A 15,894-nucleotide genomic window follows, 5' to 3' on the forward strand; every position below is an offset into this window, starting at 1 on the left:
GAGATTGCACTCACTTTTTTCACTTCTCTATTTTATTGCGATCGCATTCCTCTTTAAAAACTGTCCGGAGTATTGATCTTGGATCTGTTTTATTTTCTGCTTGTTTTGATTAAAAGCTGTTTCGTTAAAACTATGTTGTTGAATGTATTCAATTCCTTTTTTTAGCTGCTCGATCGCACATCCTGCTTTTTGAATATTCTCTATACTCCCTCCTTTGAGATAGAGAAAATTATGTTCTAAACGATCGTTATTTAACCATTCATCTATTTTTTCAATAACATTGTCAACGGCTTTATTATTGGTACTGCTAACAACTGTCAGATTATTGATATCCTCCTCTCCATCAATTAATCTGAGTGCGCGATTGACTACCTGTTGAGCGATAAGATGAAGGATGAGGGTAGTTTTACCAGAACCAGGTGGACCTTGTACAGCCGTCACAGGTTCGCTTTGAGCGTGTTTCAGTGCTTTTAATTGTGAATTAGTCGGTGCATGGGTTGGGAAAGCACCCATGTAAATGACTTCGTGTTTTGGAAGTTGAGGCACACCGAATAGATATTCATAAGCTGGATGTCCTGTTGACCAGTCTTTTGAACCAGACTCGATCTCTTTTAAATCTTGCTGAAGATTCTTTAAAAATCTGCCTCCTGGAAATTCAAACAAGTACGGCCGCCGTTGAATTTGGCGACGAGGTAAGCTCACCTGTTGCATCCACTCTTCATAAGTTTGAAACTCAAGTTTAAAGGTTGTTTCGAGAAATTGTCGCAGCCCATCTTGGGTGATCAAGTCCTCTCGCTCTTTCTCATCCAGTCCCAGGAAGGTTGTGACGTTCTCTCCTGCTTCTGTTAGTTTGAACTCGTCTAAGTTCCATCCCTCTTCTCGGTATTCTCCTTTGAAAATGGATGTAACTTCCAAGTTAAACAAAGGACAAAGATAAGATTTTCCCTTTTCTACATCTAAAACTTGCGGAAAGGATAAAACCCATACTGGTTCCTGTTGACATTGTTGCCTTTGGTTAACTTTTTGTTGTAGCTCTTCAAAGATAGCTGGCTCAATTAATACACTATCGCCGACTAGCCTGCTCTCGCGCAGTTTGACCTTATCGTGATTGGCTACTTCAATCCTAGCGTTACTGTAATCATCCAAATCAATGTAGTCGAACCATGCGTTGAGAATTGCATCTACCTTGCCTGTATTGTCCAATATTCCCTCCCGAATATTATTGATACCTTAACTATTTTTTATAGCACAAGTGTCACTTAGATGCTAGTACAAGTCTGGGATGTTACTTGTCTGTACAAATTTTTTGATGTCAAACATATCAAGGTAGCGGTTTGTCTCATTTATCCCAATCTTATCTACTTTTATAGGAGCGATCGAGTTCTTGCAACCCTGACACCAGATTGCCCAGTTCCATGACGTAAACCCCCCTAATCTTCTTTTTGTTGCTAAAACTCACCTTGGCATCGCTAAATACAACTACTGGAGTGACCTTGGTTAACTTCTTAGCTTTTTTAATAGCCGTGACTTCTTTGGCAATCTGTGTCAGAAAGTCTTTCTCAAAATCTCTTAATTTCCCGTAAGATAGACGCTTGAGCACATCCCCATCCAACAGAACTACGGTTGAGTGAGACTTCACATCAAGGATAAAATTGACCCCTTTAGGCGATCGCAGCCACACATCGATATCGCCTACTTCCGGCAATCTTAAATTGTACTCAGCTATCCATCCAGATTGGATTAGGGACTCCAAAGCTTGCTGAATCTTTTCTTCACCACAGGCCCCTTGGTCAAATCTCTGAGACGACTTCCAAAACGTTTTCCCGTCCTCGATCAACGGAAGGGCGATTAATGCCCCTATCAAAAGAGCCGCAACCAAAAATAAAGGATTAAAAGGTGCTACCGCGTATATCAGCAGTGGCAACAACACCAACCCTGTTGCCGCACCGTACCTGTATAAGGCTTTGGTACGAAGCTGTTGAGCATGGCGACGCAATGGTGTTCCAGCATCTTCGTTATATTGCGGCTGCATAAATGCACCTATGCACTTAGAGTTGACAATGAGAAAAGGTCGAATTATTTTTCTTCCTTCTTCCCTCTTCCTTCTTCCTTATTCCTTATTCCTTCTTCCTTCTATCCTTTACATCCGTTACATCCGTTACATCCGTTACAGAATCCGTTGCCGAACTTCCTTCTTCCTAATGACAAAAAATTATGAGTCCCGAGTTTTGGATTCCAAGTTTAGTAAAAAACTCAAACCTCAAAACTCAAGACTCAAAACTCTCTCAGCCTAAAAGCCGATCGATTCAGTCGGCCCGACACAAATAATCGCATCAGGGCAGCATCAATTACCGGCGACGGGGAACCATCGTGTCGATATTGATATTAGCCAGAGGCACGCGCTGCGGCGGACTAGCAGGCATGGGCATATTGCGCGCCATACCCAAATAGTTCGACGGATCGCCAGCTTTCGGCTGCTGTTCTTGAGGAACAAAACGGCGGACACTTGTCTGCCAGATGATTTGCGGGAAGCCAAGCTGCGAACGGTGGTACTCACTGTAGCGGGGCGTTTTCAAGTTGAAAGGAGTATCTCCGCCAACTCGCTGAGGCAAAATTCGGCGCTGCTGGTAAGGTATGGTATCGTAGCCGAACTTATCCAGGTACTCTTCGCTATTGACCAACTCGTCAATAAAGCCTTGAGGCCCCTTATTTGCTACCACGATCGACCAAGCAATCTTTTCGCGCTCGCTGTACACATCCCGGCCCAAAATGCGCTGCACGCACATTTCCACAAACCGGTAATTGCTGTTAGTTTGATAATTCCGCTCCAAGAAAGGAGAAGAAGTCGCCAAACCGCGAATAAAGTCCCGCACAGTAATTTGGCCGAACTTGAGTTGCGACTCCAAAGACTTTTGGCGGTTGCTCTTGAGGATTTGGTGTTCGCTGTAAATCTGGCGATATCCAGCCCAAATCAAATTTTCCATGTCTCCAGACGAGAGCACATTTTCAGTTGTGAAAATTCTCGGCTGCTCGTCGCTCCCCACTTCAAAACCAGCAACGCGCTGGTTTTGGCTCTTGGGGGCGTAGCTTAATAAAGGAAGCGCCACGTTAAAATCTCCGTTATCTCAAATTTCAGAAATAGTTGACACCGTGAGCTGCCAGCAAAACGGATACAACTAACCAACATACAGATTAGGGGATTCCCGCAATCTAAATCTGATTTTCCTGAATTTTTGCAACAATCTGTAACATTTGTTGACTGTTGTCAGTGGGCAGTTGTCAGTGGGCAGTTGGCAGTGGGCAGATTTTAGTCAACACTCAGCAGTCAACCGTCCACAGTCAACCGTCCACAGTAAAAGAAATTACCAGCCCAGAGCCGAATAAAACTCGCTGGCGGGTACTTGAGCTGCTGCTGCTTCTGATGTTGCATCCGAGTCTGGTTGCACCCGAATTTCGGTACAAAAAGTCGATGTGCTGAAACCGCCAAAGCGCTTTACGGTACTCGTCCGCATCCGCACGTTCGGATTAGCAAACCAGAAACGCTCGATCGAACTCATCGTCTCGTATTCCGTAATCAGCAGCAGCCCATCCTCGTCATCCATCTCAAAACGGCCAGCCACCGGCACAATTTCCGCATAGCCCCGTTCGCGCAACATCAAGCCCTGCCGGGGATTTTCAGGATCGGGGACGATCGCGAACACCGTAGACCCCTTGTGATTCTCATCATCCTTATCCCACGCCATCGAGCCGTGCCAAGTCACAAAAGCCCCCCCAGCAGCCCGGCTCGGATCGACTTCGTGCATCTTGCAAATCTCCGCCACTCGCGCGTCATCCGCGGCCAGGGCTGTTACCTGAATATTTGAATCCCCAATCTCCGCTTGGCGGAAAGCGAGGTGGTGAGTGCTGCGCTGAGAACGCCACTCCCCAGCACTGCTTTGAAAAAACTCCATTGCATCCATACAAACTATCTCCTTTGGCTTATGCTTCCCGCTCTTGACGCCTTTTTATGATAGAGCTCCCCCCACTTAGATGTACTTTTGCTACACAAATTAGTTTCAAAATGTGTACTTTGGACATATTGTCAAGTGAATGTTATGATAGTTTACAATGTAGGAGACACAACAAATCCTGCGAAACGTCATTCCGATCAATTTCGCATCAATCTCAGCAAACTGGAGGAGCGATTTATGGATATGCCTACAACCAGCCTCAGCATGGAACAGCAGTTCAAACTTCAAGTGCTGCGCGAAGAAGTCAAAAGGTTAAGCCAAGACCAAGCTCAGGAATACTTGCTCGAAGTTATGCGGCAAAACATGGTCAAAGAAAACCTGTTAAAGCATTGGATGAAGAATATGTGAACTCTTCGAGCATTTCTTCACAAAAATCAGTGGCTTGTATCTGCCAAAAGTACGATCGAGCTTTTAATCATAAAACCCAGAATCCCGCTTTCTCCAAGAAAGCGGGATTCTCAATTCAGGAAAGTTTTACGCAGTTTTTTTTGTCGCTACCAGACTCAGCAAATTAAATATTGTTAGTCTCTTAGACAGAAACTTCGTTTGTGTAGCGACAGGTTTCAACCTGTCGGGGACTCAACCAAAACGGCCGCTGACATAATCTAAAGTAGACTCTTCCTTCGGACTTTGGAAAATTACCTCAGTCTTGTCACACTCCACAAGATAGCCAAATCGCTTCCCATCGTCAGAAAGTTTAGCATTGAAAAAAGCAGTCAGGTCAGAAACCCGAGAAGCCTGCTGCATATTGTGAGTAACGATCACGATCGTATACTTTTCCTTGAGTTCCCGCATCAACTCCTCAATCTTAATCGTAGAAATCGGGTCAAGAGAAGCGCAAGGTTCATCCATTAACACTACATCAGGATTAATCGCGATCGCCCTAGCAATACACAAACGCTGCTGCTGGCCACCCGAAAGAGAAAAACCGCTTTGCTTCAACTTATCCTTCACCTCATCCCACAAATAAGCTTGGCTGAGCGATTTTTCCACCAGCTCATCCATATCCCCCTTATAATTGTTCACCCTCGCACCGTAAGCAATATTGTCATATATCGACTTCGGGAAAGGATTCGGCTTTTGAAACACCATCCCAATCTTGCGGCGCACCGCCACAGCATCAATATCAGGATCGTAAAGATTTTGACCGTGGTAATCAATTCTGCCCTCTAAACGAAAACCGCTAACCAAATCGTTGAGGCGGTTAAAAGATCGCAGAATTGTACTTTTTCCGCACCCCGACGGCCCAATCAAGGCAGTAATGCGATTTTTAGGAATCTCCATTGAAACATTTTTAACCGCGTGAAAAGCGCCGTAAAAAATATTGATATTTTCTGTCCGTAAAACTGTTTCCGTTTGGTGGTCTAAATCCATCATCATACAGGTAACTATCCTCTCAAATTTTACAAATTAAGCCGAAAATATTATTGGTTATTGATTGTTAATTATTGGTTATTAGCCTGACCCAGCGACTAACTAATAACTACTAACTAATAACTAATAACTAATAAATAATGACTTCAATAAACTTTTTGGCGAGTAGCCCAGCGAGAAAGAATACTCGTCAGCAAAACCATAATCACCAAAATCAACGATGCCGCCCAAGCCAATTCTTTCTGTGCCTTAAAAGGAACCGTTGCAAAGTTGTACACCAAAACCGAAAGACTCGGAGTTGGCTTATCAAATCCTGCCGGCCAAAAAGGCGAATTGAGCGCCGTAAAAATCAAAGGAGCAGTTTCTCCAGCAGCGCGAGCAATTGCCAGTGTCACACCCGTTAAAATAGCCGGAATTGCCGCAGGCAAAACCACCTGCAACACCGTCTGATAATTAGAAGCACCCACACCAACCGACGCCCATCTAATATCTTGCGGGACGATTTGTAGAGCTTCGTCAGTAGTCCGCACAATCGTCGGCAACATCAGCACAGCCAACGCCGCCCCGCCTGCAATTGCCGAAAAACCTCCCATATTTACCACGAACAAACCGTAGGCAAATACCCCGGCAATAATCGAAGGAACGCCGCTGAGGACATTAGTAGCAAAGCGTACCCAGCGAGCTACTTGACCACTGCTGAATTCCGACAAATAAACGGCGGCCAATACACCAAAAGGAACAGCAATTAAAGAAGCAATCCCCACCGTCATCAATGTACCGAGAATTGCATTAGCAATACCCCCTCCCGATAGTCCGGGCGGCGGTGGCAGCTTGGTAAACAAGTCTAAATTCAGGCGATTGAAACCTTGTACGGTGACATAGGAAAGAACTGCAAACAAAGGCAGCAGAGTAATGGCCAGACTAGCTCCAGCCAGTACAGTCATCCCCAGACTAAACAGCGCTTGTGGGCTGTTTTTAACCTTCTTTAAACTGCTTGTTTTCGATCCCAAAGAATTCTCATCGGAGACGCTATTTGACATAAACTAAAACTATGTAGGAAATGGCGGCAAACTTCTAGTTGTACTTCGCTCTTACTTGAGAAACAATCCACTCTGCCAAAATATTAACAATCAGTGTCATAATAAACAGAATTAGCCCAGTGTACATCAGAGCTGATACTTGCAAACCAGAGGCTTCCGCAAACTGATTTGCCATCAGAGAAGCAATAGTATTTGCCGGAGCTAGCACAGAAAGACTTAACTGATTGGAATTGCCAATTAACAGAGTTGCAGCCATTGTTTCTCCCATGGCGCGACCGAGTCCGAGCATAATTCCGCCGACAATGCCGGAAAAAGCCGCCGGTACGAGCACTCTAAAAATTGTTGTCCAGCGAGTAGCTCCTAAACCTAGAGATGCTTGCCGCAAGTCGGGGGGGAGACTTGCCAAAGAGTCGCGGGAGATAGCAGTAATAATGGGCAAAGTCATGATTCCCAAAATTACTCCGGCTGGTAACATTCCCGGGCCGACTGGCGGGGTGCTAAAAATCGGCAGCCATCCGAAAGTGCCGTTGAGAAACTTGCCGAGAGTGGTAATCAGGGGAATCAATACAGCAATTCCCCACAAACCGTAGACTACGCTGGGAATGGCGGCTAAAAGTTCTACTAAAAAAACTAAAGCTGTCCGCACTGGCAGTGGCAAAAAATCTTCACTTAAGAAGATGGCCGTCCCTACTCCTAATGGTACTGCAATTAGGAGCGCGATCGCCGAACTGACGATCGTCCCGTAAATCATCGGCAGCGCACCGTACTCTTCTTTAACCGGATTCCAGCTACTGCTAAATAGAAATCCCAAACCGTACTGTTGAATCGCAGGTAAAGCCCTGTAAGCAACGGTGAGCGCGATTAGCAGCAAAATTACACCAACTCCTATGCCCAAAATCCGCGTCAGCCAGATAAAGCCTTCGTCCAAGGATTTTTCTGCCCCAGAGCGCGCTCGGCTCTCTGATTGAGCGCTGTGATTATCTGAAATCATAGAAAAAAAAACCAAATATATAGTAGCCGAAAATAGCCTGTTTCGGAAAAAGCTAGAAGGAAGCAGAAAGAAAGACCATAAATAAAATCAAAGAGGGGCGGGTTTATAAATCCCCTAACTTTTCAACAAGTATTTCTGGTCAAACCCACCCCTACACAGATGCACCGATTGTTACATATAAGTGGGGCGGATTGATTAATCCCCTGACTTTTTAACAAATATTTCTGGTAAAACCCGCCCCACAGAAATATCTCTCTTCGTTCTTGCTGATTTTTACCCGCACGCGCAATGCCGAAGGGCTTTTGTTCCCTCTGACAACGGACAACAGTCAACAGTCAACAGTTACTATTTTGCAACCTCAATCTTGTAGTCTGGGCTGATGCCGTCAGCGGCCGCGGCTACTTTTTCTTTAACGCTTTGGGGCAGAGGAACGTAGCCCAATTCGGAACTAACTTTTTGACCTTCATTCAAGCCGTATTCAACCATTGCCTCGATGGTTTTGGCTTTGTTGGGGTCAGTAACTGTTTTGGGGACGAGCATCCAAGTGTAGGTGACAATTGGATAGGATTGAGCGCCTTCGGGGTCTTCGATAAATGCTCGCAGGTTTTCCGGCATCGGCACAGTTGCTAAAGCTTGAGAAGCTGATTCGTCGGTAGGTGCGACAAAGCTGCCTGCTTTGTTTTCCAAAGATGCAAATTTGACATTGTTGTTTTTGGCATAGCCGTATTCTATGTAGCCGATGCTGCCGACGGTTTGGAGAATTTGGGCTGTGACGCCTTCGTTGCCTTTTGCGCCTACGCCTACGGGCCACTGTACTGTTTTGCCGTCGCCTACTGCACTTTTCCAGTCGGGGCTGATGGCACTCAGGTGTTTGGTGAAGACGGCGGTTGTACCGCTACCGTCGGAACGGTGGACGATGGTGATGGCTTGGTCTGGCAATTTAGCGCCCGGGTTGGCCGCTGCAATTTTGGGATCGTTCCAGTTGGTAATTTTACCGGCGAAGATATCTGCGTAAACATCCCGTGGCAGTTTGAGTGGTTCGGTTAAGTCTGGCAGGTTGTAGCCGATGACGATGCTGCCGGCTGTCATGGGCAGCAAGATCACGCCTTTGTCTGCTGGAACTTTGGCGATTTCGTCGTCTTTCATGCCGGTGTCGCTGGCCCCAAAGTCTACTGTGCCTTTGGTAAATTGTTCGACTCCGGCGCCGCTGCCTACTGATTGATAGTTAATTTGTACTTTGGGGTTGATTTTGTTGAAGTCTTGAAACCAACGCTGGTACAGAGGGGCGGGGAATGAGGCGCCGGCTGCGGTGATGGCTACGTCTGAAGCTAGGGCGAGTTTGGTGTTTTCCGCTGTGCCGGTGGCTGCAACGGGGGATGCGCCGGGGGATGCTGCGGTGTCGCCGGGGCTGGGGCTGCTGCTTGTGGTTGTGCTGCCACCGCCGCAAGCTGCTACACTGAGGGCGATCGCCATAGCGGAAATTGCAGTAGTCAGACGGTTTGAATTAATCAAGTTGAGACGAAAAAGCATAGGTATAAAAAATCTGCGATCGTTATATGGGTGTCCCGCATCAGCATAGCGCGCAAAAGTAAAGGTTAGGTTAAGAATCTTTACACTTAATGGCAATTTAATATTAATTAATATTATTAATGTTATTTATGAGCTTGACAATTGTGAACTTATAAGATATAGGGCAGAGAAATATCTACGGAAACCAGCAGTCGATCGCCCGATCGCGAAAAATTCCCGATTAAATGATCGCAATATCCAGGCTTGAGAACCAGAAAACCATACAATGGTGGTTATTTTGACAGTAGTGCTAGTATTAAGAATTTAAAAGCTGCGGGCATTGAAGCTTGCCTCTGACAAATGCCTTCTGCCTTATACCTTCTGACGAATGCCGTTTGATGATAATGCCTGCTCCTATTGAATTAATCTGGGCTGTTATTGGTTTGCTCCTGACGATAGGAGGCACTTTTTTGCCTGCATCTGTCACCATTCCGATCGGGTTGTGGGACGATCGAGGACTTCAGGCGTACTCTTTAGGTGTTACCTATCAAATTGGAGCCGTATTGCTAGTAGGCTGCATGGGGGGGAAAAATGCTGCGGCTCTCTCGCAAATTGCCTATTTGGCATTAGGATTAACTTTGTGGCCAGTTTTTTCTCAAGGCGGTGGCCTCGGCTATCTCAAAGAAGCGAGTTTTGGGTATTTGCTGGGTTTTGTGCCTGGTGCTTGGGTGTGCGGCTGGGTGGCTTTTAAGGTGGCTTCGCGGCTAGAATCTATGGCTTTTAGCTGTTTGTGTGGTTTGTTCACCGTTCACGCGATCGGCTTAATTTATCTAATTTTTACTTACTGGCTACCTCCGGCAAAAACAACACCTTTATTCGATGAGATTCTTAAATATTCGGTTTATCCCCTGCCGGGACAATTGGCGGTAGTTTGTGCGATCGCAGTGCTGTCATTTACTTTACGCCGCTTGATGTTTTATTAATTAATTGGGGAATTGGGAATTGGGAATTGGGAATTGGTAATCGGTAATCGGGGATTGGTAGTTGTGTCAAATAAGGTTATACTATCATTGCCCAACGGGAGAGTCATCTCGCTGCGGCTGGGATTGCTTTGCTGCACTGCATTCTGCTGACAATAACCAGCGAAATTTGAGTAAATTATCCCATGCCCGATGCCCCATTTTCTATTGCTTAATCCATGCGTTTTAAAAGAAATCCCTTGTTCTGGATTGCTGCTGTTATCAGTTTAGTTTTAGACCACCTGACTAAGTTTTGGGTGGTGCAAAATTTTGACTTGACGATTCCTCCGCAGACGCAGCCGCTGTTACCCGGGGTGTTTCACTTCACTTATGTTGTTAATACCGGTGCGGCTTTTAGTTTGTTCAGCAATGGCGGGGTGAATTGGTTGCGGTGGCTGTCTTTGGGCGTTAGTGTGGGATTGATAGTGCTGGCTTGGTTCGGGCCGCGCATTAACCGCTGGGAACAAGCTGGCTACGGTTTGATTTTGGGGGGAGCACTGGGGAATGGGATCGATCGATTTGTTTCTGGCCATGTTGTAGATTTTATCGATTTTCGGCTGATTCGGTTCCCCGTCTTTAATCTCGCTGATGTGTTTATTAATGCTGGGATTATCTGTTTGCTGATTGCAACTTTTCACAGTGCACCGCCTACTCCGACTACTCCGAGAACTCAGGACGATCGCGATTCTATTTAAGAGTAAGTTTTAAGAAGTCAATCAATTTTAGATTTTAGATTTTAGATTAACCCATCCATGGGCTGTACCGTTCTCAGGTTTATCGGGTGCGGAGCTTTTTTTTGCTTATCCACTAACAAAGCTAGGGGCCTCACCACCAATTGCTTTCGGTCATTTGTCCGTTGTCTGTTGTCAGAAGGCATAGGTATCAACTTAAAGTTAGAGTCATTTATGAGCTATAATTAGATTTTTTAGTGCTAAGGCTAAACTTGCCCGCGATCATAAGCAATTTGGTCACAAACTCCCGGATTTATCCGTGGGATAAATTACCAAATTTAAAATTTAAAATCTAAAATCTAAAATCTAAAATCGGATGACTCCTAATCCCTTTGCTCAAGAACGCTTACTATTTGCCCCAGCAACCCCCGATGCTGATGCTATCCCGACTATTTTCGCTTTTCCCAACGAGTACACGGTGGGTATTACCAGTCTCGGCTATCAGATAGTGTGGGCAACTTTGGCTGTGCGATCGGATATTGAAGTGGGCCGTTTATTTACTGATATTCGCGAACCACTTCCCCGACATCCAGAATTACTGGGATTTTCGCTTTCTTGGGAACTAGACTATGTAAATATTCTCAATTTATTGGAATCTTTAGAAATTCCGATTTGGGCGTCAAAACGAACTGATAATCATCCGATCGTATTCGGGGGCGGCCCGGTTTTTACTGCTAATCCAGAACCTTTTGCCGATTTTTTTGATGTGATTTTGCTGGGAGATGGCGAACATCTCATAGACAATTTTATTGATGCTTGTAAAGAAGTTCGTAAAGCAGACAGATTAACTAAATTGCGGCATTTAGCCCAAGTTCCGGGAGTTTACGTCCCCAGTTTGTACGAAGTAACTTATCTGGATGTGGCTGAGGGTATTAAATCGATTCAGCCTGTCGATTCGGGAATTCCCAGTATGGTGGAAAAACAGACTTATCGCGGCAATACTTTATCTGCTTCCACTGTGGTGACAGAAAAAGCGGCTTGGGAAAATATTTACATGGTGGAAGTGGTTCGGAGTTGTCCGGAAATGTGCCGTTTTTGTTTGGCAAGTTATCTGACTTTGCCGTTTAGAACTGCGAGTTTGGAGGATTCGTTAATTCCGGCGATCGATCGCGGTTTAGCTGTGACTAATCGTTTGGGTTTGTTGGGTGCTTCTGTCACTCAGCACCCAGAATTTGAAGCATTGCTGGATCATTTAAATCATCCGAAATACGACGGTGTGCGGCTGAGTCTTTCTTCGGTACGGACGAATACTGTGACAGTTAAGCTAGCAGAAATCTTGACAAACAGAGACAGCAAATCGGTGACAATTGCAGTGGAAAGCGGGAGCGATCGCCTCCGCAAAATCGTCAACAAAAAACTCACAAATGACGAAATTATCCAAGCTGCCATCAATGCTAAGGCGGGCGGCTTAAAGGGAATTAAACTTTACGGGATGGCGGGAATTCCAGGTGAAGAGATGGAGGATTTAGAGGAGACGGTGGAGATGATGCGGGCGATTAGAAAAGCCGCTCCCGGTTTGCGGTTGACTCTGGGATGCAGCACTTTTGTCCCGAAATCTCACACTCCTTTTCAGTGGTTTGGAGTGAATAAAGATGCGGAGAAGAGGCTGAAGTTTTTAGATAAAGAATTGCGTAAGTTAGGTTTAGAATTTAGACCGGAAAGCTATAACTGGTCTGTGATTCAGGGTTTGTTGTCAAAGGGCGATCGGCGGTTGTCTCGGCTGTTGGAATTAGTGCGACATTACGGCGATACTTTGGGCAGTTATCGGCGGGCTTTTAAGGAGTTGCGGGGAGAGTTGCCTGAGATGGATTTTTATGTTTTTCAAGAGTGGGAATTGGATCAGGTTTTGCCTTGGAGTCATTTAAAAGGGCCGCTACCGGAGACGACTTTGAAGAAGCATTTGGCTGAGGCGAGGAGTCTTTTTAAGACGAAGGATTTGCAGTTGACGACTTAGGAAATAGCCGGATGCAAAAGATTGAAACTAACTGTTGCTGTTTGTACTGATACAGAGGATAATACTGCAAATGCTGAAACGCGATCGCAATTAACTGTCTAGCCAAACGATACAATGCCTAATTTTAAATATTCGTCGCTGATTAATGCCACCGTGGAAGCAGTCTGGAACTTTCACGAAAGGCCGGATATTCTGCAACTTTTGACTCCGCCTTGGCAATCGGTTTAAGATAAGATGAGGAGCGACATACTATAATACAATTATGGCAGAAGTCCAACCCAGGGAAATTCAGCGTTATGTTGCCTCAGACGGGCAAGTGCCGTTTGATAACTGGTATGATTCGCTCCGAGATAGCAAAATTTCAACAATTATTGATAAAAGACTTAACCGAGTTATTTTGGGGAATTTGGGAGATTGTCAATCAGTTGGAAATGGAGTCTTTGAATTAAGGATAGACTATGGCCCTGGTTTCCGAATCTATTTTGGGCAAGTAGGAACAACAATTATACTTCTTCTGTGCGGAGGAGATAAAAGCACTCAAGACCGAGACATTCGCCAAGCAATAGAATACTGGACAGATTATAGGAGTTAAAAAAATGCCTAAAAGTTTACCGTATCATGACTTTTTGATGGCACGGCTAAAAAGCCCCAGTTATGCCGCAGTCTATCTCGAAACTCATTTTGAATTAGATGAAGGCGAAGAACCTGACGAAGCATTACTCAGACTTGCTCTCAGCAATGTAGCAGAAGCTCTAGGTCAACCAAAAATGACTCCTGAAGAATATGAATTGTACTTAAAAAAACTGGATGAATTACTGTCCCAGCAAGGAAGCGATACAATTTACAATCTGGGAACTTGGCTGAATGCTTTGGGATTGAAACTAACTGTTGCTGTTTGTAATGATACAGAGGATAATACTGCAAATGCTGAAATTCCCGCACAATTAAGTGTTTAGCAAAATTCAAAAAATGCCCAATTTTAAATATTCATCTCTGATTAATGCCACCGTTGAAGCAGTCTGGAACTTTCACGAAAAGCCCGACCTTCTGCAACTTTTGACTCCGCCTTGGCAACCGGTGAAAATCATTCGCCGCGAAGGGGGACTCGATGTGGGTGCAGTATCAGAATTTCGCCTGTTATTGGGGCCGATTCCTGTAAAATGGGTGGCGACTCACACTGAGTGCGAACAATATCGCTTGTTTGTTGATGAACAAACTGAGGGGCCGATGGCACGTTGGACTCATCGACACGAGTTTACCTCAGAAAATGGTAAGACTAGATTGACAGATGCGATCGCATTTTCGATACCGGGCGGCCCGATTGTCGATTTGTTGTTAGGTTGGTGGGTGGAAATGCGGTTAACAGATATGTTTCGCTACCGCCACGAAGTTACAAAAAGAGAGTGCGAGAAAGATGCAAACAACGGCTGAATATTACTGTGCTTTCTGCGGCGAACCGAGTACAACTTTTGTTGATATCAGCGGTGGTATGGAACAATCTTATATCGAAGATTGTCAAATTTGCTGTCGCCCAAATGTTCTGTATGTCAGAATAGATGAAGATACCCTGGATATTGAAATAGATACTGACTATCAAGAATAAGTGACTATCAAAATGTATGAATTGCCTTTGATTCGGACTTGGTAGAATTCATAAATCTTGAAGCTGCTGCTTCTACGAAAGCCTGAAAAATTCGAGAGTTGAATGAACAGTTGGGGGACATTTCGGGGTGCCATTGAATTGCTATCATCCAAGGGTGATAGCAGTGTTCCATTGCTTCTACCAAAGTGTCAGGTGCATTCGCTACTATTTGCCAATCGGATGTTACCTTCCTCACTGCTTGATGATGCCAGGAAACAACGGTTGTTGAAGTTTTCCCCATAATTTTTGCTAGCCGACTGGTTGGCTCAATTTCAATGGTATGCTCGATCGCACGCGGGGGAATTCCCGAACCGTGATTAACCTCGTCTCCGTAAGCATCCGGTACGTGAATCACCAAACTGCCGCCGCTGGCTACGTTCAGCATTTGCATACCCCGACAAATCCCCAACACAGGTATGTCAGCCTTCAAAGCTAGCTTTGCTAAGCTTAATTCAAAATTGTCGCGTTCTGCATTAACTGAGTAAACTGTGCGATCGACATAACCGCCATAAAGTTCTGGGTTGATATCTCCGCCCCCGGACAAAATCAAACCATCTACTGCATCAAAAATACTAGCCGGATCTAATTGATTGGGCGGCAGTAAAATCGGAATGCCACCAGCCGCCTGAACTGCATCAATATAAGTTCCATTTAAGCGATATTCACCTGCTGGACAGCGGTTGTATGTTGTGATGCCAACAATAGGAAATTTTTTCATTTGCTAGAAACTGGGAGATATTTTTTTACATTAATACTCAGATTTGGCACTATTTGTAATCAGTGTTTCATGGGCGGGCTAGGAGCAACAGCCCACCATAAAACTTATTTATTGTGAAACAGGCATCTGGCCTGTTTCTTGTCTGATTACTTGTGATTGATTCTTACATTAAACTGAAAATTCCCTGCAATGCTGTCTAATTTGTAACAGTTTTAGTATTAGTTTCCGGCAGCGGTTTGCGCGTACACAGATAAGCCAGCGGCCCGAACAGCGGTACTAATGTTACTGCCCAAAATGCTATAGAACTCTGCATTCCTCGGCGCGCCCTATCGTCTCCTAATAAGGCAGGAAATAGTAGGCAAAGCATACAAAAATCTAAACTCATTACGTGGATAAAACGGCTGGTTTGCCACTGTGCAATAAAATCAGACCAATCGCCTTTTGTCAAGCCAAAGGCAACTAAACCAACAGCAGCTAATGTTAAGAAAATTCCAGTAAAACGGGAGTCTAATATCTTTAAAAAGATATTTTTATGACCGGAAAATTCTGGATTCGGTTCGCGCAGGGCTAAATAAGGCAGCAAGGCAAAGGCGCCGACGCCAAAGGATAAAGTGGCAAATAACCATGCAGGTATTTTCTGGCCCCTGCCGTCAGCAAATAAGACGCAACTGTAGATGAGCGGCCAGACTCCCATGATGTTGAACAAAGCTACAATTAAAGGGTTGATGTCTGCTATTTTGCCTGTGGAAAGATTGGTAATTAGTGTTATGGTTTCTGGGCTGTCGGGTGGTGCAAATACAAAGGCGTAGGTGCTAAATGCAATCCAAATCAGCCAAAATCCAATTTTTCTGAACATAGTTATTTTTTCTGACTTCTGATATTACTATAGCAAGCTTAAAGGGTTTT

18 protein-coding genes and 1 pseudogene are annotated in these 15,894 nt (G+C 44.9%); 9 read left to right on the plus strand and 10 right to left on the minus strand.

The window, feature by feature from the left end:
* Window positions 1-27 precede the first annotated feature (27 nt).
* The 4 genes from QUA34_RS26590 to QUA34_RS26605 all read right to left on the minus strand — a co-directional run bounded on the left by QUA34_RS26590 (window position 28) and on the right by QUA34_RS26605 (window position 3,959).
* The gene (locus QUA34_RS26590; protein ID WP_333390102.1) at window positions 28-1,203 is read right to left on the minus strand and encodes an AAA domain-containing protein; all 1,176 of its coding nucleotides are present in this window, start codon (window positions 1,201-1,203) and stop codon (window positions 28-30) included.
* Window positions 1,204-1,354: 151 nt separating this feature from the next.
* Window positions 1,355-2,032: an NERD domain-containing protein gene (locus QUA34_RS26595; protein WP_333390104.1), complete on the minus strand. Its 678-nt coding sequence runs from the start codon at window positions 2,030-2,032 to the stop codon at window positions 1,355-1,357.
* A gap of 316 nt (window positions 2,033-2,348) precedes the next feature.
* Window positions 2,349-3,107, minus strand: coding sequence for a phycobilisome rod-core linker polypeptide (locus tag QUA34_RS26600; RefSeq protein ID WP_333390106.1), 759 nt, complete (start codon window positions 3,105-3,107; stop codon window positions 2,349-2,351).
* Window positions 3,108-3,362: 255 nt separating this feature from the next.
* A complete protein-coding gene (locus QUA34_RS26605; RefSeq protein WP_333390107.1) occupies window positions 3,363-3,959 on the minus strand; it encodes a phycobiliprotein lyase in 597 nt (198 codons plus the stop codon).
* A gap of 135 nt (window positions 3,960-4,094) precedes the next feature.
* On the opposite strand from QUA34_RS26605, the gene QUA34_RS30285 reads away from it, so the two are divergent.
* Window positions 4,095-4,358: an NblA/ycf18 family protein gene (locus tag QUA34_RS30285; RefSeq protein WP_445242851.1), complete on the plus strand. Its 264-nt coding sequence runs from the start codon at window positions 4,095-4,097 to the stop codon at window positions 4,356-4,358.
* Between the two features lie 231 nt (window positions 4,359-4,589).
* Here the strand turns inward: QUA34_RS30285 and pstB are convergent, their stop codons facing one another.
* From pstB to pstS, 4 genes are all read right to left on the minus strand, one after another.
* On the minus strand, window positions 4,590-5,390 hold the full coding sequence (gene pstB, locus QUA34_RS26615; RefSeq protein WP_333084508.1) for a phosphate ABC transporter ATP-binding protein PstB: 801 nt from the start codon (window positions 5,388-5,390) through the stop codon (window positions 4,590-4,592).
* A 140-nt stretch (window positions 5,391-5,530) separates the two neighbouring features.
* A complete protein-coding gene (gene pstA / locus QUA34_RS26620; RefSeq protein WP_333323405.1) occupies window positions 5,531-6,424 on the minus strand; it encodes a phosphate ABC transporter permease PstA in 894 nt (297 codons plus the stop codon).
* A 34-nt stretch (window positions 6,425-6,458) separates the two neighbouring features.
* Window positions 6,459-7,415, minus strand: a complete 957-nt coding sequence (gene pstC, locus QUA34_RS26625; protein ID WP_333390109.1) for a phosphate ABC transporter permease subunit PstC — start codon at window positions 7,413-7,415, stop codon at window positions 6,459-6,461.
* A gap of 345 nt (window positions 7,416-7,760) precedes the next feature.
* Complete coding sequence (pstS, locus tag QUA34_RS26630; protein ID WP_333390111.1) at window positions 7,761-8,945, minus strand: phosphate ABC transporter substrate-binding protein PstS; 1,185 nt, start codon at window positions 8,943-8,945, stop codon at window positions 7,761-7,763.
* A gap of 383 nt (window positions 8,946-9,328) precedes the next feature.
* Between pstS and QUA34_RS26635 the strand changes: the two genes are divergently transcribed.
* The 8 genes and pseudogenes from QUA34_RS26635 (at window position 9,329) to QUA34_RS26670 (ending at window position 14,231) form a co-directional block, all read left to right on the plus strand.
* Window positions 9,329-9,907: a biotin transporter BioY gene (locus QUA34_RS26635; protein ID WP_333390113.1), complete on the plus strand. Its 579-nt coding sequence runs from the start codon at window positions 9,329-9,331 to the stop codon at window positions 9,905-9,907.
* Between the two features lie 215 nt (window positions 9,908-10,122).
* The gene (gene lspA, locus QUA34_RS26640) at window positions 10,123-10,638 is read left to right on the plus strand and encodes a signal peptidase II (RefSeq protein WP_333390115.1); all 516 of its coding nucleotides are present in this window, start codon (window positions 10,123-10,125) and stop codon (window positions 10,636-10,638) included.
* Between the two features lie 352 nt (window positions 10,639-10,990).
* Window positions 10,991-12,628 (plus strand): radical SAM protein, encoded by a 1,638-nt coding sequence (locus tag QUA34_RS26645; RefSeq protein WP_333390116.1) that lies wholly within the window; start codon window positions 10,991-10,993, stop codon window positions 12,626-12,628.
* A 114-nt stretch (window positions 12,629-12,742) separates the two neighbouring features.
* Window positions 12,743-12,853 (plus strand): annotated as a pseudogene (locus tag QUA34_RS26650) (SRPBCC family protein); the annotation flags it as partial.
* Window positions 12,854-12,890: 37 nt separating this feature from the next.
* The gene (locus QUA34_RS26655; protein WP_333390118.1) at window positions 12,891-13,220 is read left to right on the plus strand and encodes a type II toxin-antitoxin system RelE/ParE family toxin; all 330 of its coding nucleotides are present in this window, start codon (window positions 12,891-12,893) and stop codon (window positions 13,218-13,220) included.
* A 4-nt stretch (window positions 13,221-13,224) separates the two neighbouring features.
* Window positions 13,225-13,584: a transcriptional regulator gene (locus QUA34_RS26660; protein ID WP_333390120.1), complete on the plus strand. Its 360-nt coding sequence runs from the start codon at window positions 13,225-13,227 to the stop codon at window positions 13,582-13,584.
* A 13-nt stretch (window positions 13,585-13,597) separates the two neighbouring features.
* Window positions 13,598-14,059 (plus strand): SRPBCC family protein, encoded by a 462-nt coding sequence (locus tag QUA34_RS26665; RefSeq protein WP_333390122.1) that lies wholly within the window; start codon window positions 13,598-13,600, stop codon window positions 14,057-14,059.
* Window positions 14,043-14,231, plus strand: a complete 189-nt coding sequence (locus QUA34_RS26670) for a CPXCG motif-containing cysteine-rich protein (RefSeq protein ID WP_333390124.1) — start codon at window positions 14,043-14,045, stop codon at window positions 14,229-14,231. The genes QUA34_RS26665 and QUA34_RS26670 overlap by 17 nt, the downstream gene beginning before the upstream one ends.
* Before the next feature lie 7 nt (window positions 14,232-14,238).
* Here QUA34_RS26670 and QUA34_RS26675 read toward each other — a convergent pair whose 3' ends face one another.
* Window positions 14,239-14,988, minus strand: a complete 750-nt coding sequence (locus QUA34_RS26675) for a gamma-glutamyl-gamma-aminobutyrate hydrolase family protein (RefSeq protein ID WP_333390126.1) — start codon at window positions 14,986-14,988, stop codon at window positions 14,239-14,241.
* 196 nt (window positions 14,989-15,184) lie between these two features.
* Complete coding sequence (locus tag QUA34_RS26680) at window positions 15,185-15,844, minus strand: DUF2834 domain-containing protein (protein ID WP_333390128.1); 660 nt, start codon at window positions 15,842-15,844, stop codon at window positions 15,185-15,187.
* Window positions 15,845-15,894: the final 50 nt, after the last annotated feature.

This window comes from Microcoleus sp. POL10_C6 (genome assembly GCF_036701585.1).
In the GTDB taxonomy this organism is placed as follows: domain Bacteria; phylum Cyanobacteriota; class Cyanobacteriia; order Cyanobacteriales; family Microcoleaceae; genus Microcoleus.

Excerpts from the sequence above, each read along its gene's own strand:
- QUA34_RS30285 (WP_445242851.1), top strand. The coding sequence starts at position 4,095 with ATGATAGTTTACAATGTAGGAGACACAACAAATCCTGCGAAACGTCAT.
- QUA34_RS26660 (WP_333390120.1), top strand. The coding sequence starts at position 13,225 with ATGCCTAAAAGTTTACCGTATCATGACTTTTTGATGGCACGGCTAAAA.
- QUA34_RS26655 (WP_333390118.1), top strand. The coding sequence starts at position 12,891 with ATGGCAGAAGTCCAACCCAGGGAAATTCAGCGTTATGTTGCCTCAGAC.
- QUA34_RS26675 (WP_333390126.1), bottom strand. The coding sequence starts at position 14,988 with ATGAAAAAATTTCCTATTGTTGGCATCACAACATACAACCGCTGTCCA.
- pstB (WP_333084508.1), bottom strand. The coding sequence starts at position 5,390 with ATGATGATGGATTTAGACCACCAAACGGAAACAGTTTTACGGACAGAA.
- QUA34_RS26670 (WP_333390124.1), top strand. The coding sequence starts at position 14,043 with ATGCAAACAACGGCTGAATATTACTGTGCTTTCTGCGGCGAACCGAGT.
- QUA34_RS26595 (WP_333390104.1), bottom strand. The coding sequence starts at position 2,032 with ATGCAGCCGCAATATAACGAAGATGCTGGAACACCATTGCGTCGCCAT.
- QUA34_RS26645 (WP_333390116.1), top strand. The coding sequence starts at position 10,991 with ATGACTCCTAATCCCTTTGCTCAAGAACGCTTACTATTTGCCCCAGCA.
- QUA34_RS26665 (WP_333390122.1), top strand. The coding sequence starts at position 13,598 with ATGCCCAATTTTAAATATTCATCTCTGATTAATGCCACCGTTGAAGCA.
- QUA34_RS26605 (WP_333390107.1), bottom strand. The coding sequence starts at position 3,959 with ATGGATGCAATGGAGTTTTTTCAAAGCAGTGCTGGGGAGTGGCGTTCT.
- pstC (WP_333390109.1), bottom strand. The coding sequence starts at position 7,415 with ATGATTTCAGATAATCACAGCGCTCAATCAGAGAGCCGAGCGCGCTCT.
- QUA34_RS26635 (WP_333390113.1), top strand. The coding sequence starts at position 9,329 with ATGCCTGCTCCTATTGAATTAATCTGGGCTGTTATTGGTTTGCTCCTG.
- QUA34_RS26680 (WP_333390128.1), bottom strand. The coding sequence starts at position 15,844 with ATGTTCAGAAAAATTGGATTTTGGCTGATTTGGATTGCATTTAGCACC.
- pstA (WP_333323405.1), bottom strand. The coding sequence starts at position 6,424 with ATGTCAAATAGCGTCTCCGATGAGAATTCTTTGGGATCGAAAACAAGC.
- lspA (WP_333390115.1), top strand. The coding sequence starts at position 10,123 with ATGCGTTTTAAAAGAAATCCCTTGTTCTGGATTGCTGCTGTTATCAGT.
- pstS (WP_333390111.1), bottom strand. The coding sequence starts at position 8,945 with ATGCTTTTTCGTCTCAACTTGATTAATTCAAACCGTCTGACTACTGCA.